Here is a 23997-nt window from a genome sequence, read left to right as displayed (position 1 = left end):
TTCGGTCCATTGCGGCAATAGATACAAATCGCCCCCATATCGTCATGCTCTGAGCGGAGTTACATGCCCGAGACATCCTCGAATTGGTAGAAATCAGCCTAAACCGAAAAACGCGATGCTAGTCGCTAGCAGGACCAATCCAGAGCAGTTCCAGCAGGCTCGGTCCGCGTTGCCAGGCTTCGATCTGGACATTCTGGTCCCGATGAGCATGCAAATCGTCACGCGTTTCGAGTCGCCAGACCAAGCCATCCGCGACTTCCAGCAGTGGCCCGCGATCACTCATTCGGACAATCCCGCGCAAACGCAGCGGGGGCTTGCTGTCGGTCATGACCGAGAACCTCCAATGTCCGCAAGCACGGCAATGTCATCGAAAGGGGAAGCGATAAGGGTGAAGAAAATCGAAGGAGGCATGCGCTGACTCATTGCATAGCCGGGACAGAGGTTGCAATCTTGTTCATTCTATGTTCCTTCGCCAGCTCAAGGAGCTAACCATGATCCGGGACTATCTCGCCACTTATGATTTCAACCTGCCACTCGACGATGCGGCGGTCGATCCCGAACTGCCGCTGGTGCGTCGGCGGCTGGCGAGTCTTGCCTCGATCGAGGGTCTGGATGGCGGCTATTATGAAGCACAGGAGCTGGCCGAGGCATTTCTCGATGCGGCTCGTGAGGCGAATGAAGAAATCGAGGATGACGACAGCCCCGCGCGCCGGCGGCTGCGAGGCATCCTCGCGCGCGACCTCGATTATCAGCGGGAGATGTTCGAGGAAGTTTGCGAACTGCCGCTGGCCGACGCGGCCGCGCATCTTTGCTGGCTCACCGACCTCATGAAGCGGCGTGTCGACATGGCGCGGCCGATTGCCGATATTCTCGGCCAATAGCTCGAAGGTGCGGGAGGGGTAGGTCGTAGCCGGCGGACCTGCCTCTTTCCCGTCCCCAGCACCACGATGCGTATCCGGTTTCGACCGCGTCGCGTGTTGATCGGGGGCTTCCGATGATACCCGCAACAGATCGGATATGGCGCGCTTCATGGCCCCCGATCATTCCAGCCGGCGCCAGATATTCTTTGCATTGTCAGCGTGGACCGCAGCGAGACCTCGTGCATCGAGTTCCGTCTGAACGCAGCAGACAAGGTCGCCGGTCTCGCCAAAGGGGGGCCGTTCATAGACGTAGAGGTCGAACAGCGCCCGGCCATTCACAAGCTCATGACGCTTGTGGATCCGCGACCAGGGATGTGTCGTGTTGAGGTCGGTGTCCGCCCAATCGGGATCGTCACTGATCGCGAGGATATTGAGGGCCGTTCGGCCGGTCGTTAGATGAAAGCGTTCGGCGATCTCGATCGTGTAGCGGGACGCGACGCTTTCTCCCCGCGCGATCTGCTCGGCGACGTTTCGCAGCTGCCGGATATCAGTGGCGGACAGTCGAACGGTTCCGGTCATTTGTCGGATCTCCCGTCGTGGGCGGTCGATGTGGCTGCATTGGCTATGCGATGCGCACGAAGCGTTCGCCGGACGCGGTGAATCTGTAGCCATTGGCGGTGATGCTTTCGTCGACCGCTTCGTCGGAGCTGAGATATTCATACTCCGCGCGAAGACCGCGATAGAGCCAGCCGGCGAGGTCGCGGAGCGCTTCGGCGATGGCCTCTTCGGCGCCAGGGGTCATGTCCTGGAAGGCTCCGTCGCGCTCGACCGAAATCGCCATGCTGTGTTCGTGATAGTAGCGCCCGCGGTGATGGACGCCGGCGCTGAGCTGATAGAAGTTGCGGCTCTGCAAGGCCCGCAGGGCATCGGCGATACGATGAAGCTCGGTGTCGAGGGGCGCGTGGTCCCGTATCCGACGATGGGCCCTCTTCGCATAGGAGTAGAAGCCCTCGTAGCATGCGCCGTCGCCCTGGCTCCAGAAGCCGCTGAAGTAGATGCGCGGCTCGCTGCGTGTATCTCCGCCATGGAGGCGCACGATATTGATCTTGAGGCTGACACCGAGAATGTCGCAGACCTGTTCGAAGTCATCGTATGTGGAGTCGTGCCAGTCATAGTCGAGGCCGGTTTCCCGATACCAGCTGCGGGCGTTTGTCTTCGCGCGCTCGGACAGTTCTTCGAGCCGATAAGTCTCTATTTCCATGAGTTCGGGCATGGTCTGGGATCCTTGTGGGATGCGGCCGAGGCCAGGGGAATCCGTTCGGCGACCCGGCACCGTGGACGTGGCGTGGTTCGTTTTTGAGGGAAGCCGCGTCCTTATAGGCTGTTTTCAGCCGAGACGGCCGGACTTCACACGAAGGCTGTCATTCCTGATGGTTCGCGATGATCCGGCGCGCGAGCTGTTCGATCTCGTCCCGATCGGCGGTTGTCGTGCAATCGCCGGACAAAACTACGAGGTCGTCCAATGCCGCGCGGCCCTTGCTGATGAAAATCCGCCAGACATTGCGCCGGATTTCGCCCTGCTCGCGAGGTTTGGTGTCGGGGTGGAACATATCCGCCCACTGGCGCCGATCGGGATCATCGGACATGTCGGTCCAGTCACCGAGCATGGCCCAAACCGAATAGCCGTCGATCTGGGCATGGTGCTCGCGGGCTGCGCGGCGTTCGGCGTCCCTCTTGGGCTGCTCTCGCCTTGCCTTGGCCTCCGCCTGCTTCCATTGGACCGATGCAAGGCCGCATTCGAGGCCCTGAATGACGTCGGCCGCCACGGCTTCCTGCCTTCTGGGCAGGATATGATTATGTCGGGCGGTGTCGAGTTGGTCTGCGCCATATCGTGCGAGGTTGAGCAAGGCCTGCAATTCGATCTTCGTCAGCGTGATCCGAAGTCCGCTCGCCATGGCATGGGTTTTCATGTCCGGCGTTCCTTGTCCCAGGGTTTGAGACCAGCGAGCGGAAGCTTGTGCTCGCGCGCGGTGTGGTGGTTGCTCTCGGAAAAGAACCCCCAATGGCCGGTCGACGAGTATCGTCGAAAGAGGAGTCTCTCGTCCTCCTCCGTTCTGATCCACATGCCCGGCTTTATCGGATATTGATCGGCACTATTCATTGGATTGCCTCGTGACGGTCGGTGATCGGGGGAAGCTTGCCGGCATCGCCGTCAGCTCCGCACGACAAGAACTTCTGCGGGTGCGATCCTCGACGACGGCGGGCATTACCCACAGGACCGTGTTGACGCGGGACCGGTCCGCGTTCCCGGCTTCACTGATGGGAATTGCTTTCGTGTTGGGCCTGGTGGGCCTCCGGGTCACGGATCGGCGCGGGCGCGGCGGCGAGCGGCTGTCCGGCGTCGGGAGCGCAGGGCTTCCAGTCGCAGAGGGAATCGCTTTCGGCCTCGCAGGTCTGGCAGATCGTGGAATCATAGACGCCCGCGAGCACCCATTGTTGGGCTGCGCAGTCCCATTCGGCCGAAGCGTCGCGGATCAGTTCGTTGCTGCCACAGCGATCGCATTTTGGTTCGACGCGCGGTCGCGCTGCGAGCGCGTTCAGGGCTGACTGGTAGCGATCGGTGTCGATTGCCAGGCCGACCGCATTGACGGCGATTGCGCAACGTCTGCGTGCCTCCGCGGTGTCGAAGTCCGCGCCGGCGCCAGTCATGATCTCATGATAGCCGCGGGCAAGGGTTTTGGCATCGCCGAGCAGGATGTCGGCGATCGCCTGAAGATGGCTGATACGCATGTCGGGTCTCCGGCAGGGTATTGGAGGAATCCGGGATCTGGTGACGGTGTAAGAGAGCGGAGGTAGGCGACGAACCGGGCTGAGCTGCCCCATCGGAGATCGAGTTCAGGCGACGCGCAGGACCAGATCTTCGTCATTGGCCGGAAGCGCCTCCGTTACGCGGAACGGCTGGATGGGATTGCGGGTTCGGATGACGAACTGGTTGCGGCCGGTGGCGGTCCAGCGCTGGATCGCGCAGGCATATGCGTGCGGAAAGCCTGCCAAACGCGCCCTGAGCGGAGACAGAGGGGCCATGATATTCTCCATGTGGATTTTGCGGTGCGGTAGCGCTGGCGTCCGCCGAGCGGGCGAGGCTGGTGCTGGAGCAGGCCCTATTTCGGTGGGCGATCCCCATCGTCGCGGACATGCGTGGCGATCGCCTGATCTGTCGGGATCAGGGGCGGTTCTTCCATCTGGCGTGAAAGTAGGCCCGCACCGGCAGGTCCCGTGCGGCCGCCGCTACTGCTTCTTCAAGCCCCACGCGCTCTTCGACCGGAATCTCGACCATGACGTTGGTGCAGCGAAGACCGGCGTCGGGCTCGATCGTGATCGGCGCTGCGCCGGTCCAGGCTTCGGGAGGTATCGTCGCGCTCCATCCGCGTTCGGTTTCATCGGGACCGGACCGAACGATCACATGGCGTCCCGCGAGGCTGGAAAGTGCTATCCCGTCACCATTTCCGGGATGCGAGAGGGATCCGCGCCACCCGATCGCATCCAGTGCGAACAAGTCTCGCGGACTCTCGATCCCCGAGCGTTGTCATAGACGGAGAGAATCGGACGCCTCTCATAGTCGAACGTCTCGACGTGGATCTCATAGGCGTCGGCTTGCTGGGCGATGCGGAGCAGTTCGTCCAGAATGTCGGGGAGCGATCCTGAACGTCTGTCGACAGGTCCAACCCTGGACCGGCGGTCGGCAAGAGGGATCGTGGTGGAAAATGGCATGAGAACCTCCGGGTGGGCAGCGAACTCTTCGTCGCGACCACGCCCCGCCCCCTTCCCTCCACGGCGGTCTTCGATCGGTCGCGGTGGATCAGTGGCCGAAACGGCGTCACCGCCGGTTCTTCAGTTGGCCGCAGATGCGCTCGATCCACTTCTGCGGGTTGTTGTGATGGTCCAGGAACTCCTGCGACCATTGGAACACGGTTTCCGCATCCGGCTCGATCGTCTCGAGCGCATCTCCATAGTCGGGGTGGTGCGTTCCCTTGGCACAGTTCCGCATGAAGATAAGGGCGCCCGCGCACATGGCACGCGCATCGCTCCCGTCTCCGGGAATGGTCTTGTGGCAAGGCAGCGGCGGACCATCGAACTGGATCTGCTCCGTGAAGTCTTCGGGGCGATAGCCGCCAAGCCATCCGGCCGGATGGTTGCGGCGCCACGGGCATTCGTTGCAGGGCCGTTTGAGGACGGATTTCATGAGCGGCCCTCCACCTCGGCCGAGCTGTCCTCGATCAGGATTCCCGGCGGGCTTTCGCCGGGGTCGAAGATCATGCGGAGACAATCGCCGATGTCGGGCTCTTTGCGAGTGCCGCAGAGGGATACGAACTCGGCAAGAAGCTCGTCGGCAAGGCGCGTCGGCTGTGCATCGTCATGGATCTTGTGGTCGAGATGCGCCAAGGCATATGCCCTGTGGGCGTGATCCCACATGGCCTGCGGATCGAGAACCTCGACATAGAGCGTCACGCTGGCGCTGATCGTGTCCGCCATGGTCACGCTCCCGCCCGCAAGGTTTGCAGGGTCTCGTGCATCAGCCAATGCGTCGAGCCGCCGAGGATTTCGGTCTCGGTGACGACGAAATAGCCGCCACCGAATCCACCCGGTCTGTCCTGGTCGGTCACCAGCGCCCATTCGAAGCCGAAAGGCAGCGCCGACTTGCAGACTTTCTGGATCAGGGATGCGAGTGCCGAAATATCGACCTCGTGACCATGAATGTAAGCGACCTGTCCTTCGCCGCCGGGGTCGGCGCTTACAGTGAGGTCTGCGTCGAAACAGGGAAAATCGGGATCGGACCAGAGACCAAGGAATGTCGCGAAAGGATCGTCTTCGTCGGCCTGCGGTGGGAAGGTCGCCCTGAACAGGCCGCTGCGAGATGCATAGCAGGTTTTCGCGGCCTCAAGCTCCTCCTGCGGAATGCTGGCGAACCCGGCAGATATCTCCGCGGTGGTGGCGAAGCATTCTTCGAGCAACGCGGCCTCTTCGGGCGTGACCGGCACATTGAACGCCGTTTCCAGATAAGTGTTGGCCATCTTGTGTCTCCCTGATGGCGATGTCGTGAAGTGCGAATGGGCCGCTCGCGAGACCGGCGATGGCAGGAGTCATGGGCACCGCCGCCTGAGCAGCGCTGACGGTTCGCGAGCGGTCGCTTTCGCAGCGGATATTAGTCGATTTTGCCCTGCTCGATCGTGAGCAGATTGGCGTGGAGCAAGCGGTTCAGGCGGTGGTGATCGCCGGCGCCATGTCCTTGTCCGCGAAGGCAGCGTCCACCTGGTAATTCACCGCGCGCACAGCGATCGCGCGGTCCTTCGGAATCAGCCAGGAAACATGCTCGCGCATTGCCTCGCGAACCCGCTCGATGATCGCGGCGTCCTCGCCGAGCAGTAGCAGATTGGCGGTAAAGCGTGCCTGCATATCGAACGCCGCCTGCTGGGTATGATAGCTGTCGGCATCACTGTCTTCATCTGGATAGAAACAGGCGCGTTCCAGCAGGGAAGCAAGTTCGCCGGGCGTGATCGCGCAGTCGGTGCTGAGCAGGATGCCGACCTCTTCGAGATCGGTCCAGCAATCGCCGGGAACGATCAGAAGGTCGGCGGGCAGCGCGATGACTTCGGCGGGGGCATCGGAAACAGTCGTTTCCTGGACGGCAAGTTCGAGCGCGATTCCATCGACGCGTCCGGAGACGAGGTTCGGTGGTAGCTGTGTGTCGGCGGCATAGTCGAAGACATCGCCCTCGCCTCGTTCGATCCGGAAGGAATAGCCGAGCGCGCGCGGCAAGGCATCATACCAGCCGTAACCCGTAAAATCGCCGACCGGGTGGACCGGCGTCGCGCCGAGCGGCCGGCCCGAAGCGATGGCTCGGCCAACGCATTGTTCGATATGGGGCTGGTCCGTTGGCATCAGGATCATCGGCTCGCCGGCCACCCTGTCGCCGAGTAGAACACTGTCCGTCTCCGCGGTGCGCGGCGTCCATGCGTTGAGCCAGGGCGCAGCTTCGGGCAAGGTCACGCCCAGCGCCATCGCCCGCAGCCAATCGGCGTGGGAGAGCCGGTGGTGGCCTTCGCGGGCAATCGTGCGGAAGATCGCCGCCTCGCAGGCGTCACGCAGCGCATCGAGGGCGGCGTTCTGCACCATTTCCTTGCGCGCGGGGAGCACGAGCTGGAGCTGGGGAGCATCGACGATGTCAACCTTGGCATACCAGCCGCGACCGCCGTCGGCGTCATGGATATGCGGCAGGCGGCAAGGCACGGTCAGACCGTGGAAGTTGATCCGGACCTTTTCGCGGTTCAGATGATATTCGTCGACGAAGATGCCGATGCGGCAGCCCTTCCATTCCTCGACGCGTTTCGCTTCCCGCAGGAAGCTCTCCTGGGACTGCCTGTGGTCGCCGAACCAGATTGGCACTGGGCAGAAGCGCGCGACGTCCTTCATCGCCTGTTCGAGCGCGCTTGCCCAGCTTTCCGGCAAGTCGATCTCGATTTCGGTGCCCTGGCCGAGGGAGGAGGGGATAAGATCGAGGAGCTTGCCGCTTTCCCATGCGTCGGGCGTGATGGTCACCTGCCAGGCCGCACCCAGTTCGGCCGCGTGGGAACGCACGGTGACGTGGCGGCCCGCCAGACTGAACACGCCCATGCCGGCCGGATCCTCCGAGCGGGCGATGTCCTCGTTCCACCCGGAATCGCCGAGCGTGAGGAACTTGGCCGGTTCGGCAATGCCGCGCCCGTCGTCGCGTATGCGGAGCACCGGACGGTCGTTCTTCTCGATCCTGGCAATATCGATACGGGTCGCGCCGGCGCGCCTGCTGTTCTGGATTATCTCGGCCAGACAGTCGGACACGCTTCCATTGAAGAAACGTCCAATTTTGGTGATCAGGGACTGACCGACTGTGGTCTTGATCGTGGTAGGAAAGGTCATGAAGGCCTCCGGATTTGCAGCGACATCCTCGTCGCAACCATCCCCGGCTTTCTCCCCTCCGGTCTCGTCCGCTTGCTCGCGGGAATGGCCAGGCTCCTGTCGAAACAGGGGGTGGCAGGGGTCAGACCAGTCGACATGGCGGATGATCCAGTCGGGAACGAAATCCCAGTCGAAGCTCATCACATAGTCGTTGGCGACCTTCGCCCAAGCGGCGTCAACGGCATCTGTCCAGCCGATCACGGTCATGCGCAGCGCGGCGGTGCCGATAGCGTTGCAGGATTCACGGATGAGCAGCGCGCGTTCGATGTCGGCCGGATTGGTGACAGGATGGTCTCGCAGGGACAGCACCGCTTCCCAGAGGCAGGCCGCGGTTTCGAGCGCGAAGGCGCAATTGGAGTCCTGCATGAGCAAGGCCTTTCGCTTGGGGAAATGATCAGGCGGCGATCTGGTCGGAGCCTGGATCGTCGAGATCCACGGTCGAGGACTCGCTCCTTGCGAGCGGCGACAGTTCAAAAAACCACCGCTTTCGCCCGGATTCCGTCGGATGCGGGTCGGAGCGAATGCGGATGATCTTGGTCCGCACCTTCGCGGTGGCGAACGTGTCATCGGGCAGATGCTCGAGCGTCTCCATGTCGTCGGTCTGAAAGGTGATCGGCACGAGTGCGACCAGCGTCGGCGCCTCGCCATGTCCATGGGGACCCATCAGGTCGCGAGCCGCCGCGATATGCTTGCGCACGTCGCGGAACGGGGGGTTCATGATGACACGGGGAAACTGGACTTTCCCGCGCACCTCGACGGCATATTCGAGGAAACAGCGGTTGATCACGGTCCCGAAACGGTGGAGCTGGGCAGCAAGCTTGATATGGCGTTCGACCTGGACAAGTTCGTAGCGGCTGTGCCCGCTTTCGATCAGGGCGCGCGAGAGATTACCGGTCCCGGCGCTCGGCTCGAGGGTCAGATAATCACCGACTTCACCAAGATAGCGCACCATCCGCGCCGCGACATCCGGCGGCGTCACATGGCATTCGGTAGCACTATCGACGGCGATGATCTCGGGCGCTCGCGCGATCTCAACATTTGCGAAGCCGGGCCGCGACTTCACCGTGATCCGCATCGGCCTGGCGGGCCGCGTGTAAACGCCCGGTTTCATGCCGCCGCCTCCTCCTCGCCGGCCGCCTGGCGCGCGGCTGCTTCGAGGGTGTCAAGGTCGATCGGCAGCGGCTTGGTCGGCTTGTCGGTGATGACAAGAAGCGCGTCGGTCTTGTAGAACTCGGCACCGATCGTCGAAATACGGATGCGGGCGACCGGTTCGCCGGAGCGCACGCGTTCCTGTCTTTGCCATTCCATCCGCACGCGGCGGCCGTCGGCGGCGATCTCGATCGTCTTGAAAGGGGCGTAATCCCCCTTCGAATTGGCCGAATAGGTGGTCTGGGTCGTCGAATAGATCGAGTTGGGCTTGGCCGCGCTGTGCTTGCCCTTGCAGGCCGCGACCATATGCAGGTTCCATATCGTCTGCAGCTGCTCGGCCTGTTCCTGTGACGGATTGATCAGCGGCACGGCGTTGGGTTTGGCCGAGACACGGCGCGCCGTCCTGGCGGGCACGGTGTAGCCGCTGGCCTGCATGAGATCGCGCCAGCCATCCTCGCTCAAGGCGAGCGAGGCTTCCGGGGCGATGTGGGCGGGAAGCGGAACCGGGCTTTCCAGCCGGAAAACCCCTGCATGGGGCACGGTGCATTTCGGGACTTCGGCGCCCTGCTCGCGTGCGAACGCCTGGATGATGACCGGGGTCAGCTCGCCGTCATAGTGCGGGACGTCGCCGAGCATGGAACGCTCGAACGCCAGCCGGTTCAGAACATGCTCGATCCATCGGCGACGGACCGGGCCATTGACCGCGAGGGTTGCCCCCTCGATGCACGATTGGCGGGCGTCCGCCGGCGTGATCTCGCCTTTATCGACCTTGTAGTAGAGGTCGTAATTCGACCATGTCTTGCGCGTATCCATGTTGCCGAGCGCGTGGCGAATTTGTTCGTCGGTCGTGAAGAGATCCCAGATCGCCAGCGCCGCATGCGCCGTATTGATACCCCGTTGCAGGTCCCGAAGCTCGGCCAGCAGCGCCTTGATCCGGTTGGCACGGGTGCGCGGATCGCTCTTCATATTGGCGAAGCGCTCGACACCGGTGGCGCGGTAGAGCCAGTAAGTCGCGGCCTTCTCGGCGTCGCTCGAGGCGCTCATGGCCGAATGCATGCGCTCTTGCGTCTTGCGCGCGCCGCGCTCGCTATGATGACCGACAAGGATGGGCTGGCCCATATGGAAGGCCTGCGAGAGCTCGTCGGCACGGCGGGCGAAGGCATTGGCTTCGGCGTGGCGTTTGTGCGCGAGGCCGTCGAGACGTTCGGCCTTGATCGCGGCGCGTTCGGCGAGCGTCATCTCTTCGGCTTCGATCTCGCCCGCCAGTTCGACGGCAAGGTCCTCGCGCTTGCGGCGTCCATTTGGGAGCAACGAAAAGCTCCTGCTTCGGGGCCCAGATGAATTCCGCCTCCTTGACCCGTGCATAGGTCTCGGCGTCGAGACGCGACGACGCGTAGAGGCGGATCTTGTCGTCCTCGGGGCTATATGTTGCGGTGAAGCTGGTCATTGATCGTCCTTTCAAGGGGCCGCGGCTGTCATGTGCCGGGGGCAAATCGGTGCATCACGCCGATGCGGGATTCGGCGCGGCTGATGGCTTGAGGGTCTGCACGATCGCCTGGCGGCGAGCCGGCGAACTGGTCGGGCGGGAGCCCGAACTTCAGGTAGGGCTAGGAAAGCCGAAGCGTCTTTTCGCCAGGAGTTTCGATATGGACATAGCGTTTCCCGCCGCTCCGGCGTTTGCGAATGCGGCCATCCACGAACGCATCGGCCCATCGCCTTGCTTCGGCGGCGCGGGCGCCGGCGGCGCATTCGTCGGCCTGCTCGAAGAGCGTATAGGCAAGGGCATATTGCTCCCGATCCGGAAGGGCGAGAAGAGCCTCGGCGATCGGCAACGCGCTTTCGTAGAATTCGAGAACATGACGGCCGCCGCCATGGTGCATCAGGATTGCGAGTCGGCCATTGCCGCCGATGCCCGTCGGTCGTGCAATCCGCACGTCGTGGGATGCGTAGGTGACCGAGACCCGCGATGTTTCGGATTCGCCGCGATGGAAGACGCGATCGTCGCGGCTGGGAAGTGGATGGGCGAGGACTTCAAAGCCGTCGAAGTTCTCGACCCTGCGGATCAGATTATGTCCGATAACGGTCATGGCATGGATACTCCGGTTCGGGGTGACGGAGGACGGGCGTCAGGCGGCACGGCGGCCATCGGCGTCGCGAAGTCCGAGATCGAAGGCGGTGAGGACGTCGAGATCCGGCTCGAGACGGTCGAAAGCGTCCGTAAGATCGTCAATATTGATCCAGGTGAACGCATCACCGGGGTCATCATCGAGCTGGAACACGATGGGCAGCGAGTCTGCGGTCATCTCGGGGAAATTGGCTCGGATGGTCAGTGTCTCGATCCGGCGCGCGAGGAGACCGATGCGGGGAGCAAGCCCGCCTCGCTCGGCATGTTCCATCGCAAAATAGCGCACGGGCGCCAGCAGCGGGGCAATGCGAACGCATGGGACGCGCCCGACGCTTTTCGGGCCGGCAACGGTACCGGCAAGCGCCCGGCGTTCGGCGGATACCGTGTCGGCGGGCACCAGCGCGCGATAGACATAGTGAGGCAGCGTCCCCGCAATGCGGGAACGGGCGACGATGATGTCCATGGTGGATCTCCTTCAGGCGACCAGCAGCGTTGCCGCAGCGTCGGAGCGGGGAAGATGCAGTTCGCGGCGGATGCGCGCCGCAAATCGCACCGGCTGGACCAGCTCGTCGACCGATGCCCAGTTGTTGCGATCGCCAACATAGTCCTTGCGGCCGGCAACCTTGCGGAACATCACTTCGCGGCTGAAACCCATCGCGCCGAGGCTGAGCTGCACGTAGATGCTCACGCCGTGGAGGATCACTTCACCGCTTACGGCGATGCCCCCACGGTTCGAACGAATATCGTAACTGTCTTCAGCGAGGCCGAGCGCGTCGGCCAGCGCGCGCAATGCCTTGCGACCGTCGCTGTGGAACAGCTTCTTCGCGGGTTCGTCATAGGCGACGCCCTTGTGGGCCAGCGCGATCAGTGCGGGCCTGCGCCGAATATCGGCGATGGCGTCGATGCAGGCACGTCGAAGTTCGACATCGGAGTCCTCGATCTCCGAGGCGATGGTGCCGAGGTGGCGTGCGAGCAGGATGACGGCCGGATCGCTGTCTTGCGGTCGCCCGGCGTTGCGGCAGTCCTCGATCGCGGCATTGAGCGCGTAGAGGGCGGTTGCCAGGGTAGGAAGCGCCGAAGGGTCGAGCGCCTGCTGGTGCCGAAAGGCCAGGTCATAGGACATGGGGATTTCTCCTGGGGTCCGGACGCATCTTCACGCCCGCCCAAATCCCCTCCCCCCTTCCCTCCCGTCAGGTGGTCACCACTCGAAATGTGGCAGCCGGTCGGTCGCGGCGGCATCGCGATCCAGGATCAGGTAGTCGCAACCCTTTTTTTGCGCGAATGTCAGCGTATCGGTTAGGTCGGCCGGAATCGCGAATGGGTCGCCGAACGAGGACGCAATGGTGCATATAAGCCAGCCATAATGCGTATCGGCGATGCTCATGGGACGGTCGGACGGTTCGCGTGTCATCCACTCGTCGATCATCGCGGTCGTCGGCCATGAAACATGGCACGATGACATGGCGAGATAGTTTCCGATCTCAAGGCGCTCGCGATCATAACCGACTTCCGGTTCGATCCACTCCATGCGGCTGAGGAGCTGGTCTTCGGGGTGAAGATTGAAATAGTCGCGCACCACAGCGGGATCATCGACGCGGTCGGGATCACGGCTGTCGTTGATCTCACCCCATCGCGATCGACAGAAGACCGCCACCTGTTCCACCAGCCCCTTGTGGCTGACGGCGGCGGCGACATTGGTCCCGTGACCATGGCTGATTATGGCGAGATGGACAGGAAGGCCCCAGGGAATTGGCATCTGGTTGATCCGTCCCATGGCGGCGTCGAGATCGGCAATGGTGTCGGCAATGTCACCGGATGCCCCGGCATGGGGTGCCAGGGCGGTCTTGGCGCGCGCCAGCAGCGCGAGATGCGCGGATCGCGTGTGATCAGCCATAGGATATCCTTTCACATATGGATTCTGGCGAGGACTTAGGTCACGCTCCATCGGTGCCCTCAGGCGGCAGAGACAGCCGGGTCGGGCAGCAGGTCGCCTTGGGTGCCCTCGGCCAAGGGCGCGTTATCGTTGCCTGGTTCGAACTCGCCCTTGGTGTTTGCCAGCTCGGCTTCGAGGTCAGCGAGTTCCCGAAGTTTGTCTTCGAGCAATTCAGTGTCAGAGAATTCCTGACCCAGGCGCGCCTCGAACGCCGGGAGGCGCCGTTCATCGGCTTCGAGGTTTGCCCTCAGGTTGGCGAGGTCGGCGTCGAGATTGCGAATGGAAGACTCGATGCGGCCAACCACGGTGCTCGACCGCGTTTTGTCGGTGACTTCGAATCCGCGATGTTCGCCGTGGTGCTGAATGGCGATCGTGGTGCAGATACACCGATGCCCGTCGTCATCTCTGGCCTCATAGCCCGAAATCTCCAGGTCGATGCCGTTGAAGTTTCCGAGCATCTGGCGCGTGGGAATGCCGCTCGCTCGCATCTCGTGAGCCTGTCGGAGGATCTTTTCCCCGGCGGCCTTGCGGTCGGCGATGATCGTGCCATCGGAAGCGAAGATGATTTCGTCGTCATCGGTGGGAATACGTTGATCAATGTCGGATTCCAGCCAGGCGATCTGCCGGCGGCAGTTCTCGATATCATCTGTCGTTCGCCTGATCGTCCTGCGGATATTGAACTGGTCGTCGATATGCGCATCGCGCAGGCGCAGGAGTCTTGCCACCTCGGCGTCGAGACCCGCTTTCTTCATCAGGCGGTCGTCGCCGGATGCGAGCGCCTTTGCCAGGGCGAACTGATTGACGTTGGAACCGACGTCCTCGATCCGCCGGATGGAGCGGTCGCCCGACATGGCCATGTTGATGAAGCGCGCCTTGCGCTCGAGCATTTGCCAGTTGGTGGCATCCATCGAGCCGCTCGTGGCGTAGCCGTAGAGCTCGATTTCGTCGTTCTGGTTCCCCTGGCGCTCGATCCGGCCTTCGCGCTGCTCGATATCGGAGGGGAGCCAGGGGACATCCAGATGATGCATCGCGATCAGGCGTTGTTGCGCGTTTACCCCGGTGCCCATCATGCTGGTCGAGCCGACGACGAAACCCTTTCGTCCCTGGTTGAGGTCGTTGAACAGGCGCTGCTTCGCACTGTTCTTCTTGTAGTGCTGGATGAACGCGATCTGGTCCGCAGGCACGCCCATCGCGACAAGTCGATCGCGGATCCAGACATAAGCGGAAAAGCCCCGCGTCTCGAGCGCGGCCTCGGTGCCGAGGTCGGAGAAGATCATCTGTACGGCGCCGGGCAGCGGGTAAGGTTTGCCGGTTTCGGGGTCCGTGTAGCGATAGTCGCGCGTCTCGTGCCAGATACGGTATGCGTTCTCGATCAGGAGATTGAGCTTGTTGCCCTCCTCGTTCCCCATCATGGGGTCGACGAAGCGGAGATCGATCGCGGAGTGCCTGCCGTCGGTGATCACCGACAAGAGGATGTCGTCGCCCTTCTGTGGCCGTCCGCTGCGGTTCTCGATGGCCTTGATGCGTCCGGCCAGCACCCTCTGATAGGCTTTGAAGGGCGCGCCCGACTTGGCGACGATGATCTTCCGCTTCCCGCCCTTGATGGTGGGCAGCCGGACATATTGGCGCAGATCGTCCTTCAGCACGACGTCGGCCACGCTGCGGTACATCGCCATCAGGTCGGCGACGTTCACGAACTCGCAGAAGCGGGTGACCGGCTTGTAGCTACCGCTCGGCTGCAGCTCGAGTTCGGTGCGCGTGTCGCCGAAGTTCGCCGCCCAGGCGTCGAACTCGTGCAAGCCCTTCGCGGTGAGCTCGTCGGGCTGCATGAAGCGCTGCAGCGTATACATCTCGCCGAGGGTGTTGGTGATCGGCGTTCCAGACGAGAGGATCAACTCGCGTCCGGGATTGATCCCGGCCAGATAACGGCTCTTCACATAAAGGTCCCAGGCGCGCTGCGAACCCGCCGGATCGACCCCTTTGAGGTCGCCCAGATTTGTCGCGAAGGTCAGCTTGCGGAATTGCTGGGCTTCATCGACGAGGATCTGGTCGATACCGATCTCGCCGATATGCACGAGGTCGTCCTTGCGGGCCTGCAGATTTTCGAGTCGGTTCTTCAGCCCTTCCTTCAGGCGCTCCACGCGCTTGCGGGAGACACGATCCTCGTTGTCGATGCCCGTGATCAGCACCTCGTAACTGGCGAGTTGGTCTTCGATCAGCTGCTTCTCGAATGCGGCGGGCGTCGGGATGAACTTGAAGGCATCATGCGTGATGATGATGGCGTCCCAGCTGCCGGTTGCCGCGCGCGCCAGGAATCGCTGACGCTTCTCGCGCACGAAGTTCGTATCGTCGGCAACGAGGATCCGTGCCGTGGGATAGAGCATCAGGAACTCGCGCGCGATCTGGGCCAGGCAGTGATTGGGCACCGCGATCATCGGTTTGTTCACGAGACCTAGCCGGCGCTGCTCCATCACGGCGGCGCACAGGCTGAAGGTTTTTCCTGCGCCGACCGAATGGGCGACGTAGGTCGAGCCGGCGGCTAGGATACGCCAGATGACGCGCTTCTGGTGATCGCGCATCCTGATCGCCGTCGATGCGCCCGGCAGATGCAGATGCTTGCCGTTGAATGCGCGGGGCACGAGGTTGTTGTAGGCATCGTTGTAGATCCGCACGAGCCGGTCGGCGCGATCGCTTTCCTGCCAGACCCAGGTCTCGAAGGTCGACTTGATCGCCGCCAGCTTCTCTTTTGCGGCTTCGGTGTCGGTCGTGTTGAGTTCCCGGCGCTCCGAACCGTCCGCCTCCCGGTGGATGTCGTAGATCTTGGGTATGTGGGAATTGAGCGCGTCTTCGAGCAGGTCGGCCGCGCTGCGGCGCGCAGTGCCCCAGGTCGAGGTTGAACTGACGTGTCCGAGGAACGGGGCCTTGTCCACCGTCCAGCTCGCGAGCGCCACGGTATGACGGATCCGGGTCTGGACCTCCATGGCTTCGGCGACGAACGCTTCGATGACGTCCACCGGAATCCAGGGCGCCCCGAGACGCGCCGTGATCTCGCTCGGTTTGAGATCGACGGGCTGGACGGCTTCGAGAGCAGTTACGGTCGCATTGAACCGCGGATCAGTTTCGGCCTTCTCCCGCGCCAGGGCCAGCTTGGTGCGGACAGGCCCCGAAAGGGCTTCGTCGGCCGGAACCCAATTGTCGAAATGGGGCGTGCTGCGGACGGGGTCGAGATAGACATCACCGGCAAGGTCGGCGAGCGCTTCGACTTCGGTGATCCCGAGCAACCCGGCGATCAGCGGAATGTCGATGCGGCCGCGATCATGGAGCGACAGCGCCAGGGCATCCTGGGCCGATTGGATCTCTTGGACAACCGGCGGCTTGACGACGCGTTCGGTGAAGATGGGACCCGGCGTGCCGGCGTCATCCGCCTCGTCATAATTCTCGATCGAGGCTACCAGCCATACGTCGGGGTCATCGAGGAAGGGCTGAAGATTAGGGCGGCGCTGATATTCCTTCTCGGCGCCGGTTTCCGGATCGATGCGGATGCTGGTGATGGTCCGGTTGATCGGCCCATGCTTCTTGATGAAGTGCCTGTAGTGGCTGAGCAGCTTTTCTTGGCAGTCGGCGTAGGGCCGGTCATTGAGCTGGGCGCGCAGGATCGCGCGGACCGTATCCCGGATGGGGATCAGCCCCCTGACGATGTTGGCATGCTTGGCGAACATGCCCGAACCGCCGCGCCCGTTTTTCACCTCGACCGCGGTCGGAAGTCCGTTGACGATCTGTCGCAGAATGCCGTCCGAAACGAGATAGCTGCCTTCCTTGAACTCCGCTTCGTCGGCGGCGGTGCCGACGTCGAGGTCGAAGGTGACATCGAACTTGTCGCGCAGTGACGTGGTGCGCTCGACGGGGCGATAGATGCCTGCCTGTCTTGATGCGATCGCCGACAAGGTGGACGAGAGCGCGTCCCTCAGGTCGACCCCGGGCTCGGCCGCGCAGGAATATTCCATGCCGTACTGGCCGCTTTGCCATTGGTGGACGCCGAGAACATGGTCGGGATTGTCGAGGAAATAGCTGTTGATCCGGAGCGACCCGAACCCTTCGTCGCTGTCGGGAACCTCGGCCAGTTCGATCCAGTTTCGCATGGCGAACGGAGTATCGGGCGCGCGCTTCTGGAAGAGCAGGATATCGACGACGACGTCGGTGCCGGCCTCCTCCCTCATGGCCTTGCTCGGCAGGCGCACCGCGCCGAGGAAATCGGCGATGGAATCTATATGGAGCCGCGCTTTCGGGTCGCTTTTGTCGAGGGAATATCGCGACGTCACGAACATCGCGATGCCGCCTTGCCGGACGTGTTCGAGCGATTTCGCGATGAAGAAGTCGTGGAGCGACAGACCCAGGCGGCCGAGTTGCGTCTTATTGTGGATAGAGAGGTTCGAGAAAGGCGGATTGCCGATCGCCAGGTCGAAATCGCCGGGCAGCGATGCCTTGTCGAAGTCGATGCAGCGGATGACCTGGTTGGGATAGAGCGCGCTGGCGACGCGGGCGGTGACGGGGTCGTTCTCGATGCCGACGAACACCGTGCCGTCGGAGAGATCGGGCGGCCGAAGCCCCATGAACAGGCCGCTTCCGCATCCCGGCTCAAGGATATGCCCGCCGCTGAAGCCAAGGACCCGGGCGGCGTCCCACATGGCCCGGATGATGTACTCGGGCGTGTAGTGGGCATATTGCGTAGCGCGCTTGAGCGACTGGAGCTCGCGGTCGGTGGTTTCGGTGATCAGGCTCTTTCCGAGGTCTTCCCAGCCCTCCCGGAATGTCTCCGAGCGATCCGCGAAGATGCTGTTCGCAAGCTCGGAAGCGCCGAACCCGATGAACCTGGCGATGCGCTCCTGTTCGGCCGGTGTTGCCGGTCTTTGCTCTTGATCCAGGAGGTTCAAAAGCTTGATCGCCTCGACGTTGTCCCGTGCGCGGCCCTTCCAGGATGGCGCCAAGTCCCGCCCCGCAGCGAGCGAGAAGTCGAAGGACGAAACTGGCGATGCGGCAGCGGTGAGGGAGATCGCGGCCGATGGAAGGAGCGCCGTTTCCCGAATGTCGCGGGCAATGGCCTCGCTGGCGGACGCAACGATCTGGTCGAAGTCGAGGCTCAGCTGGAGAGCCAGCGCGGATGCACTGTTTCGCATGGGGTGCTTCCTTTCGGTGATTTCAAGGGTGCCGCACGGCGTCTCGGGTTCGTGCCGGACACCGGGCAGCGATGTGGTCGGAAGGGCAAAGAGGCGGATTTGCGCGCGCCCGGATTCCAGCGGCCGGCAAAGAACTGGCCTCGCCAGACGTGCGTCGGACGATCGCTATCGAGGGCGCGCCGTCGTTCCAGAGGCCACGGTCGCAAGAACCAGGATCATGGCCATCTCCGATTTGGAGTGTCAGTGGCTTGAGAGCAGAAGGTCCAAGGCTCGCCCGAACACCTCATCGCCGGCGTCGTTGACGACGACAGCGTCGGGATTGGTGGCGCGCACTGCGCGCTCGATGGTCGCAAGCGGCCGCTTCCGCAGCGGATATTGCAGGATCTGATCATTCTCGATCGTGAGAAGATTGGTGCGCAGCAAGCGCTTCAGCCGACGGCCTTCGACGGCGCGCGAAAGAAGGTCGCTTATCTCGGCCTCGAGATCATGATCGAAGGTCATGTCGCCGAAAGAGCGCGGTGACCGGTTGGCCTTGAGCCAGGCGTCGACTTCGCCTTCGGTCCATCGGCCGACCTGATGATAGAAATCAGCGCCGCCGGTTCCCTGGTTTCGGGCGTGAAAGGCCAGCTCGCCGTCGATCCAGATCTCAGCGGTGTAAGCAGCCGTTTCTTGCGACAGCGCGGCGCTATATTGGATGTGCTTTAGCTCGATTTTCATGGGGAAGCTCCAGACCGCTCCAGCAAACGGAGCGCCCCTCCCCATCCTCCTCCCCTCCTTTCGGTCAGTGCGGACCGTCCTGCGCTCCGAGGGGCCTGTATTCCGCGTCATAGGAACAGCTCTTCTCGAACTCCGGATCGTCCGTTTCATCGACCAGAAAACCGGTGATCTCCTCGGCAGGCTCTGCGTCGAGCACTGCGGCAGCATTGGGAAGCAGGCGGACAGGGAATATCCCCGTCCCGACGATTCCTTCGGCTTGCCGCATTGCGTCGGTGTGATCCTCCGCCGTTACCGCGACCTTGACCCTGATCGTCGCATAGACATGGACATGATGAAGCTTGCTCATTCGTCGATCTCCTCGACGCTGCTTTCACCATCGACGTCGAACGGGCCGGTGTCGGTGTCGATCGGCTCGTGGTCGGAACTGTAATCGTCGATCTGCTCGATTGTCGGGGACAGCCATTCGACGAAACGGTCGGCGCGACCCTGCGCCTGGGCGGCGTCTTGCGCATCGACGATCACGGAGATGAACGCCTTCACGTCGACCTGGTATCTAGGCATCGTTCGTCTCCCTTCCCTTGCCCCAGCGCTGGACGGTCTCGGTCTCGGTCTCGACCTGCTCGACCGGCACGATCCGGCCCCGGTTCATCGCCGCGTCGACGGGCGCGCAAAGCACGAAGTCGACTTCGAAGGCGCGTTCGGGGTCGTACCAGGGACCGAAACCTGACTCCGTCTGTCCGGGAAGAGGCTCCTGGCGACGCAAGGCCTTGCGCGCCTCGCGTTCGATCGCGGCGAGGTCGGCTCCGACCCTGGGACTGATGGCGTCGCCGATGACGTTCACCTTGGCGGTGATCTCGACCAGCTCGGTGTGGAGATGGCTGGATCGCATGACAACGAGCACCTTGCGTTGTATTGTCATGATGATTTCCTTTCTGAGAGCGACGTGTCGGCGGGATCGCCTTCGACGATGAGGGGCGGCAGGCGAAAATCGGCAGCGTCGAACCAGGCGATGATCGCTTCGAGCGAGCCGAGCTTTTCGGCAGTTCCCCGGTTCAACACGACGTAGCCGCCTTCGTCGGCCGGATAGGAAGCCGGCCCGCCCTCGCCGGTGAAGACGACGCGTTCGGGATTCCACTCGCCGGGATAGCCGTCGCACGAGCGGATAAAAGGCAGGTTCAGCTCGATGCATCGCGCTTCGAGGTCCTCGAATTGTCCACCCACGACGCCGTGAGCATAGAGGTCGAGTGGCTGGCCGGGCATGCGATGGGACGGATCGAAGGGTTCGCCATCCCACTCGACCGACAGCCGCTCGGCGAGGATGATGTCCGCCGACTCGTCATAGGCGGCTGCGGAGAGCGTTCCACCCAATCGGATGGACGCGGGTACTCGATTGGCCATGATAACCTCCGTAGGTTTGCTCCCGCCTGACACGGGGGCTGGATCGGACTGCTTTGGATTTCGATGTGCTCGGAGCAGCGGCTGGGCATGGCCACGACAGCTGCGCCTGAGCGTCAGCGATCAAATGGCTAGCTGGCGCCGGATCGGATCATCCCAGGCGAAGCGCAGCGGCATATTGGCGTAGCAGGTCGGCCATCGCGCTTCGGGCATGGCCCTTGTTGCCGATGACGATCTCGGGCTGGAGTTCCCGACCGAGCGCGGTGCGGTAACCGAGCGCCAATTGACCGTTTGCGTCCTCGACGACGATGCGGTGGCCACGAGGTTTCGCTGGGCCACCGTAACGCGCGGTGAAATCCCCGAGGCGCCCCGAAAGGCCAGCGGCCATCTTGCTCCAGCGGATGTGTCCGGCGGCGAATTGGTCGCCGGGCGCGCGGCCGCGCGCGAGCCAATGGCGGAACTGCGCGCGCTGCTGGAGCACTGAATTGCGCGTCCGTTCCATCGTTCGGGCGAGAGGCAGCATATCGGCATCAGCGTCGATGCGGCCGAGTTCCGCGTCGTTGGCAACGACCAGAATATCGGTATAGTCGCCTTGGCGCAGGAACTGGCGAAGCGCAGCACCATCGCCAGGTGCCGGGCCCGTCGATGTCCATAGCGGGCGGAGCCCGGATTCGGCGTTGACCACAAAAAGGGCCGCGGCTTCGTATCCGGGCCGTTGGTGCAGCATCGCGAGGATGCCGATAGCCCCTGCCGTGATTTCGGATTCGCCGAGCAGAAGCAGACGCCGATGCCATGAAACGGGTGGAGGAACGTCGCTCGGGCTTGGCCATTGGCTGGGAAGCGGGCGTGCGGCTCGCGGGGTATCCGCGCGAATGGGCTCGGACGGAGTGGCCGCGAAGGATCGTCGGGCGACGTCGAAGACGTCGTCGGGTTGGCCGCCGCCATCCAGAAAGCCCTGATGGTAAGCAGGTCGGCGAACATCCGGTTGGTCCGGACGGGGCGACGACGGCGGCCGTGCCAACCATCCGGCGCGCGCGGCATAGCGGCCATCGGCATACGCAACGGCGGCGTCCCAGTCATAACCATGAATGTTGCGGGCATGGAGAATGGCGACATGGCGACTGTCTGTGCTGCCCTGCGCGATCTGCCGTTCGACAAAGGTGAAGTTCGCAGCCCTACGCTGTTGCTCGGTCTCCAGTCGGATCGCTTCGTGCAGCGGACCAAGCATCTGGACGCGCTCGCGGGTCCGCGCCATGCGGACGTCCAGCGGCGCGTCGTGCGGAAGATCGGGGAGGCATCTCCAGGCGTCGGCTATCGCTCGAGCGTGGTGGGCCGGACGGCCGCGCGCTATCCAGCATCCCGCGTCGGCGGGATCGAAGATGTCGGTCATGTCGGGAGTCCTTTGCGCGGCTGTTCAAGCTGCGAGCTGAAGCAGCGGCAACGCGGTGACATCGCCTTGCGTCGCGGCGCGATCGAGTACCGGGTAAGGCAGGCTCGGGACCTTTCGGGCCGCGATCCGGGCTGCCTTCGTGAGAGGGAAAAGAAAGGTATGGCAGCCGGGGTGGCGCCGCCTGCGCAGGAACCCTGTTCGTTCAAGGTCGGCGAGCCAATCCGCGCGGTCCTCGCCGAAGTGCGGAGGCCTCGCCCCCGCTTCGAGAAGCGCGTCCATCGCATAGCGCTGGCCGCACTCGGCGTATCTGGGATATGGCGCGCGAGGAGATCGGCTGGCCGTCCGGCAGGATCAGGTCGGTGCGCGGGCTCGATCTCCCAGAATATTGGCTCCCGGCCGCGCAATATACGAGGCCGCAATGCCCGGGCAGGACCACTCGGCCATCGGCGTCGACGCGTCGCACGGGATCCGCGTAGGAGATGACCGAGAGGATTTCAGGCTTCTCGCGCCGCAGGAGCCGGAATGCTCGGGCGATCATGAAAGTCTCGGCGTTGCCGCCTTGGGAATCGTCGATGACGAGACGCCCGAGATCGCAAGCCGTCCGTGGATCGGTGAGACCCGCGCTCTTGGGCACGCTGGCGTTGTTGACCGGGTGCGAGAAGACGCACACTCCGACCAGCTCGGAACGACCGCCCTTGCCATTTGCGAAGAGGCCCACCGAAAGGCGCGCGACAGGCATAGAGGCCGTATAGTGATGCGCCTGCACGAAGGGCGCCGCCTGGCGTTTGGTGCTGATGACATCGACGGCGAGGTGCTTGGGATCGATTTCCGTGGCGTTCGGGATCCAGCGGCAGCGTCGATCGCGCCAGCGTTGGGTGCGGGTGGTGAGCATGGCAATCTCCTTGTGGATTGCCTTCCGCCCTCTTCCTCCCCTCCCTCTGCTCTTCGGCGGCTCAGTCTTCCCAATTCTCGAAAGAAAGCCCCTCGACGCGGGAGAACTCGCGGATATTGCGGGTGATCACGGTGAACCCGCGCGCAAGCGCCTGGCCCGCGATCAGGGTATCGAGGGCCCCGATGGGTTTACCTATGCGGGCCAGGTTCGTTCGAACCTCTCCGGCCGTTCGGCTATCTCCGCGCGCGAAGTCCACGACCTCGAACCGCAAGGCCCCGATCCGATCCAGATTCTCCTTGACCCGCGCGCTGTTGAATGCGCCGAAATAGAGTTCGTGCATGACGATCGACGACACGACGCAATCGAGCGTGCTGTGCCGCTCGAGATTCTTCCAGACCTGCTTATTCCCCTTGAACAGCGCGATGATTGTGTTGGCATCGAGCGAAAACGTCATGCGTCAGGGTCCATGGCGTCGCGAATTTCGAACTTCTGCGGCTCGTTGACCGCGGCCTCAAAATCTTCGTCCACCGGACCAACCAGCGCCTTGAGCCAGTTCCAGTCGGACGAGATCGGTTCGAGGATGACGGCATCTCCCTCTCGTCGAATGCGAACCTGATCTCCCTCGAAGCGAAACTCCTTGGGTAAACGCACGGCCTGGGAGCGACCGGTCTTGAATATCTTGGCGATTTCCATGTTCGCCTCCTATGCCTGTGGTAGGTATCAAAGATATATATCACGGTGCGGGGCGTACCGGAAGCGACAACATGCCATTCTCCGCCCGGCGTTCCGTCCACAGAAGCGTGAAGCAGCGGCGGTCAGGGTTTCTTGGCCATTGGGCCGCAGCCCTCATCGCTGTGTGAGGGTTGAGTCGGAGGCGGTCGATTACTCGCCGAGCCTTTCAGCAGCGCATGAATCAGCCGCTCTTCTTTTTTGCTGATCCGGTGACGCCGGCGATCGCGCTCGATTTGCTGTTGCACGGCCTCGGCGCTGTAGCCGGTTGGGGAATTCTCGGTCATGCCGGTATCTCCGACCAGCCGCCAGCAGCGCTGATCCAGACCATGCCTAATGCTCCCGGCCGGGCCTCTTGCCCATCGATGGTCCGGGTGCCGGGATCACGCACGATCACGCCGCCGCTGTCATTGACGCGCAGCGGCGCCCTGCCGCCGAGCACGATCCAGTCGCCACGGCCGCCAGGCAAATGAACCATGTCGCCTGGCTCGACCTTGGCAGCCAGTTCGCGACCGATCGTGTAATGGAGCGTCCAGCCATTGCCGGTAATGTGTGTCATACACATCCTCCTTCCAAAAGTTCGTTGAGGTCCACAGTGCGTCGCGACCGCGGGATGGGGAAATCCGGATCGAGGACATAG

At 63.0% G+C, this 23997-nt stretch carries 30 protein-coding genes; 1 reads left to right on the top strand and 29 read right to left on the bottom strand.

The genetic code is table 11. From position 1 onward, the window contains the following. Nucleotides 1–118 precede the first annotated feature (118 nt). A complete protein-coding gene (locus tag WFP78_RS09570) occupies nucleotides 119–328 on the bottom strand; it encodes a DUF5818 domain-containing protein (protein ID WP_043149874.1) in 210 nt (69 codons plus the stop codon). A 163-nt stretch (nucleotides 329–491) separates the two neighbouring features. Here WFP78_RS09570 and WFP78_RS09565 point away from each other — a divergent pair, with 163 nt between their 5' ends. Further along, nucleotides 492–881, top strand: coding sequence for a hypothetical protein (locus WFP78_RS09565; RefSeq protein WP_336961065.1), 390 nt, complete (start codon nucleotides 492–494; stop codon nucleotides 879–881). Between the two features lie 159 nt (nucleotides 882–1040). Here WFP78_RS09565 and WFP78_RS09560 read toward each other — a convergent pair whose 3' ends face one another. From WFP78_RS09560 to WFP78_RS09425, 28 genes are all read right to left on the bottom strand, one after another. Continuing rightward, entirely contained in the window at nucleotides 1041–1439 is a 399-nt protein-coding gene (locus WFP78_RS09560) for a hypothetical protein (protein WP_336961062.1), read from the bottom strand. A gap of 43 nt (nucleotides 1440–1482) precedes the next feature. After that, nucleotides 1483–2133 carry an antitoxin of toxin-antitoxin stability system gene (locus WFP78_RS09555; RefSeq protein ID WP_336961060.1) on the bottom strand — a complete coding sequence of 217 codons (651 nt, stop codon included), beginning with the start codon at nucleotides 2131–2133 and terminating at the stop codon, nucleotides 1483–1485. 148 nt (nucleotides 2134–2281) lie between these two features. Beyond that, nucleotides 2282–2830, bottom strand: coding sequence for a hypothetical protein (locus WFP78_RS09550; protein ID WP_336961058.1), 549 nt, complete (start codon nucleotides 2828–2830; stop codon nucleotides 2282–2284). A gap of 343 nt (nucleotides 2831–3173) precedes the next feature. Further along, nucleotides 3174–3650 (bottom strand): hypothetical protein, encoded by a 477-nt coding sequence (locus WFP78_RS09545; protein ID WP_336961056.1) that lies wholly within the window; start codon nucleotides 3648–3650, stop codon nucleotides 3174–3176. A gap of 105 nt (nucleotides 3651–3755) precedes the next feature. Then, nucleotides 3756–3944 (bottom strand): hypothetical protein, encoded by a 189-nt coding sequence (locus WFP78_RS09540; RefSeq protein WP_043149990.1) that lies wholly within the window; start codon nucleotides 3942–3944, stop codon nucleotides 3756–3758. A 139-nt stretch (nucleotides 3945–4083) separates the two neighbouring features. Next, the gene (locus tag WFP78_RS09535) at nucleotides 4084–4416 is read right to left on the bottom strand and encodes a hypothetical protein (protein WP_336961050.1); all 333 of its coding nucleotides are present in this window, start codon (nucleotides 4414–4416) and stop codon (nucleotides 4084–4086) included. A gap of 321 nt (nucleotides 4417–4737) precedes the next feature. Further along, nucleotides 4738–5103 carry a hypothetical protein gene (locus tag WFP78_RS09530; protein ID WP_336961047.1) on the bottom strand — a complete coding sequence of 122 codons (366 nt, stop codon included), beginning with the start codon at nucleotides 5101–5103 and terminating at the stop codon, nucleotides 4738–4740. Then, nucleotides 5100–5393: a hypothetical protein gene (locus WFP78_RS09525; protein WP_336961044.1), complete on the bottom strand. Its 294-nt coding sequence runs from the start codon at nucleotides 5391–5393 to the stop codon at nucleotides 5100–5102. Before WFP78_RS09525 ends, WFP78_RS09530 begins: the two co-directional genes overlap by 4 nt. Nucleotides 5394–5395: 2 nt before the next feature. After that, complete coding sequence (locus tag WFP78_RS09520) at nucleotides 5396–5932, bottom strand: hypothetical protein (RefSeq protein WP_336961041.1); 537 nt, start codon at nucleotides 5930–5932, stop codon at nucleotides 5396–5398. 184 nt (nucleotides 5933–6116) lie between these two features. After that, nucleotides 6117–8219: an ATP-binding protein gene (locus tag WFP78_RS09515; RefSeq protein ID WP_336961038.1), complete on the bottom strand. Its 2103-nt coding sequence runs from the start codon at nucleotides 8217–8219 to the stop codon at nucleotides 6117–6119. Between the two features lie 28 nt (nucleotides 8220–8247). Then, nucleotides 8248–8928: a methyltransferase type 11 gene (locus WFP78_RS09510; RefSeq protein ID WP_336961035.1), complete on the bottom strand. Its 681-nt coding sequence runs from the start codon at nucleotides 8926–8928 to the stop codon at nucleotides 8248–8250. A gap of 32 nt (nucleotides 8929–8960) precedes the next feature. Then, nucleotides 8961–10241 (bottom strand): DUF3560 domain-containing protein, encoded by a 1281-nt coding sequence (locus tag WFP78_RS09505; protein ID WP_336961032.1) that lies wholly within the window; start codon nucleotides 10239–10241, stop codon nucleotides 8961–8963. Nucleotides 10242–10609: 368 nt separating this feature from the next. Further along, nucleotides 10610–11089: a hypothetical protein gene (locus WFP78_RS09500; protein WP_048577613.1), complete on the bottom strand. Its 480-nt coding sequence runs from the start codon at nucleotides 11087–11089 to the stop codon at nucleotides 10610–10612. A 39-nt stretch (nucleotides 11090–11128) separates the two neighbouring features. Further along, the gene (locus WFP78_RS09495; protein WP_048577612.1) at nucleotides 11129–11590 is read right to left on the bottom strand and encodes a hypothetical protein; all 462 of its coding nucleotides are present in this window, start codon (nucleotides 11588–11590) and stop codon (nucleotides 11129–11131) included. Nucleotides 11591–11602: 12 nt separating this feature from the next. Then, the gene (locus WFP78_RS09490; protein ID WP_043152509.1) at nucleotides 11603–12250 is read right to left on the bottom strand and encodes a hypothetical protein; all 648 of its coding nucleotides are present in this window, start codon (nucleotides 12248–12250) and stop codon (nucleotides 11603–11605) included. Nucleotides 12251–12325: 75 nt separating this feature from the next. After that, nucleotides 12326–13021: a DUF5983 family protein gene (locus WFP78_RS09485; RefSeq protein ID WP_043152508.1), complete on the bottom strand. Its 696-nt coding sequence runs from the start codon at nucleotides 13019–13021 to the stop codon at nucleotides 12326–12328. A 59-nt stretch (nucleotides 13022–13080) separates the two neighbouring features. Beyond that, nucleotides 13081–18234 (bottom strand): lactate dehydrogenase, encoded by a 5154-nt coding sequence (locus WFP78_RS09480; RefSeq protein WP_043152506.1) that lies wholly within the window; start codon nucleotides 18232–18234, stop codon nucleotides 13081–13083. 240 nt (nucleotides 18235–18474) lie between these two features. Further along, a complete protein-coding gene (locus WFP78_RS09475; protein ID WP_336961025.1) occupies nucleotides 18475–18951 on the bottom strand; it encodes a hypothetical protein in 477 nt (158 codons plus the stop codon). A 64-nt stretch (nucleotides 18952–19015) separates the two neighbouring features. Continuing rightward, entirely contained in the window at nucleotides 19016–19297 is a 282-nt protein-coding gene (locus WFP78_RS09470) for a hypothetical protein (protein ID WP_043152504.1), read from the bottom strand. Next, nucleotides 19294–19512 (bottom strand): hypothetical protein, encoded by a 219-nt coding sequence (locus WFP78_RS09465; protein WP_048577606.1) that lies wholly within the window; start codon nucleotides 19510–19512, stop codon nucleotides 19294–19296. The genes WFP78_RS09470 and WFP78_RS09465 overlap by 4 nt, the downstream gene beginning before the upstream one ends. Next, nucleotides 19505–19870, bottom strand: coding sequence for a hypothetical protein (locus tag WFP78_RS09460; protein ID WP_043152500.1), 366 nt, complete (start codon nucleotides 19868–19870; stop codon nucleotides 19505–19507). Before WFP78_RS09460 ends, WFP78_RS09465 begins: the two co-directional genes overlap by 8 nt. Beyond that, on the bottom strand, nucleotides 19867–20349 hold the full coding sequence (locus WFP78_RS09455) for a hypothetical protein (RefSeq protein ID WP_336961017.1): 483 nt from the start codon (nucleotides 20347–20349) through the stop codon (nucleotides 19867–19869). Before WFP78_RS09455 ends, WFP78_RS09460 begins: the two co-directional genes overlap by 4 nt. Before the next feature lie 148 nt (nucleotides 20350–20497). Further along, nucleotides 20498–21736, bottom strand: a complete 1239-nt coding sequence (locus WFP78_RS09450) for a hypothetical protein (RefSeq protein ID WP_336961014.1) — start codon at nucleotides 21734–21736, stop codon at nucleotides 20498–20500. 202 nt (nucleotides 21737–21938) lie between these two features. Then, on the bottom strand, nucleotides 21939–22628 hold the full coding sequence (locus WFP78_RS09445) for a Mom family adenine methylcarbamoylation protein (RefSeq protein WP_336961011.1): 690 nt from the start codon (nucleotides 22626–22628) through the stop codon (nucleotides 21939–21941). Nucleotides 22629–22689: 61 nt separating this feature from the next. Beyond that, nucleotides 22690–23082 carry a type II toxin-antitoxin system VapC family toxin gene (locus WFP78_RS09440; protein ID WP_336961009.1) on the bottom strand — a complete coding sequence of 131 codons (393 nt, stop codon included), beginning with the start codon at nucleotides 23080–23082 and terminating at the stop codon, nucleotides 22690–22692. Further along, nucleotides 23079–23321 (bottom strand): AbrB/MazE/SpoVT family DNA-binding domain-containing protein, encoded by a 243-nt coding sequence (locus tag WFP78_RS09435; RefSeq protein ID WP_043152496.1) that lies wholly within the window; start codon nucleotides 23319–23321, stop codon nucleotides 23079–23081. Before WFP78_RS09435 ends, WFP78_RS09440 begins: the two co-directional genes overlap by 4 nt. A gap of 122 nt (nucleotides 23322–23443) precedes the next feature. Next, nucleotides 23444–23644: a hypothetical protein gene (locus tag WFP78_RS09430; RefSeq protein ID WP_336961005.1), complete on the bottom strand. Its 201-nt coding sequence runs from the start codon at nucleotides 23642–23644 to the stop codon at nucleotides 23444–23446. Then, nucleotides 23641–23916, bottom strand: a complete 276-nt coding sequence (locus WFP78_RS09425) for a hypothetical protein (RefSeq protein WP_336961002.1) — start codon at nucleotides 23914–23916, stop codon at nucleotides 23641–23643. Before WFP78_RS09425 ends, WFP78_RS09430 begins: the two co-directional genes overlap by 4 nt. Nucleotides 23917–23997: the final 81 nt, after the last annotated feature.

Source organism: Sphingobium aquiterrae, assembly GCF_037154135.1.
Taxonomy (GTDB): Bacteria; Pseudomonadota; Alphaproteobacteria; order Sphingomonadales; family Sphingomonadaceae; genus Sphingobium; species Sphingobium aquiterrae.
The sequence above is the reverse complement of the archived record's forward strand: the minus strand, read 5'-3'. Positions and strand labels throughout refer to the sequence as shown.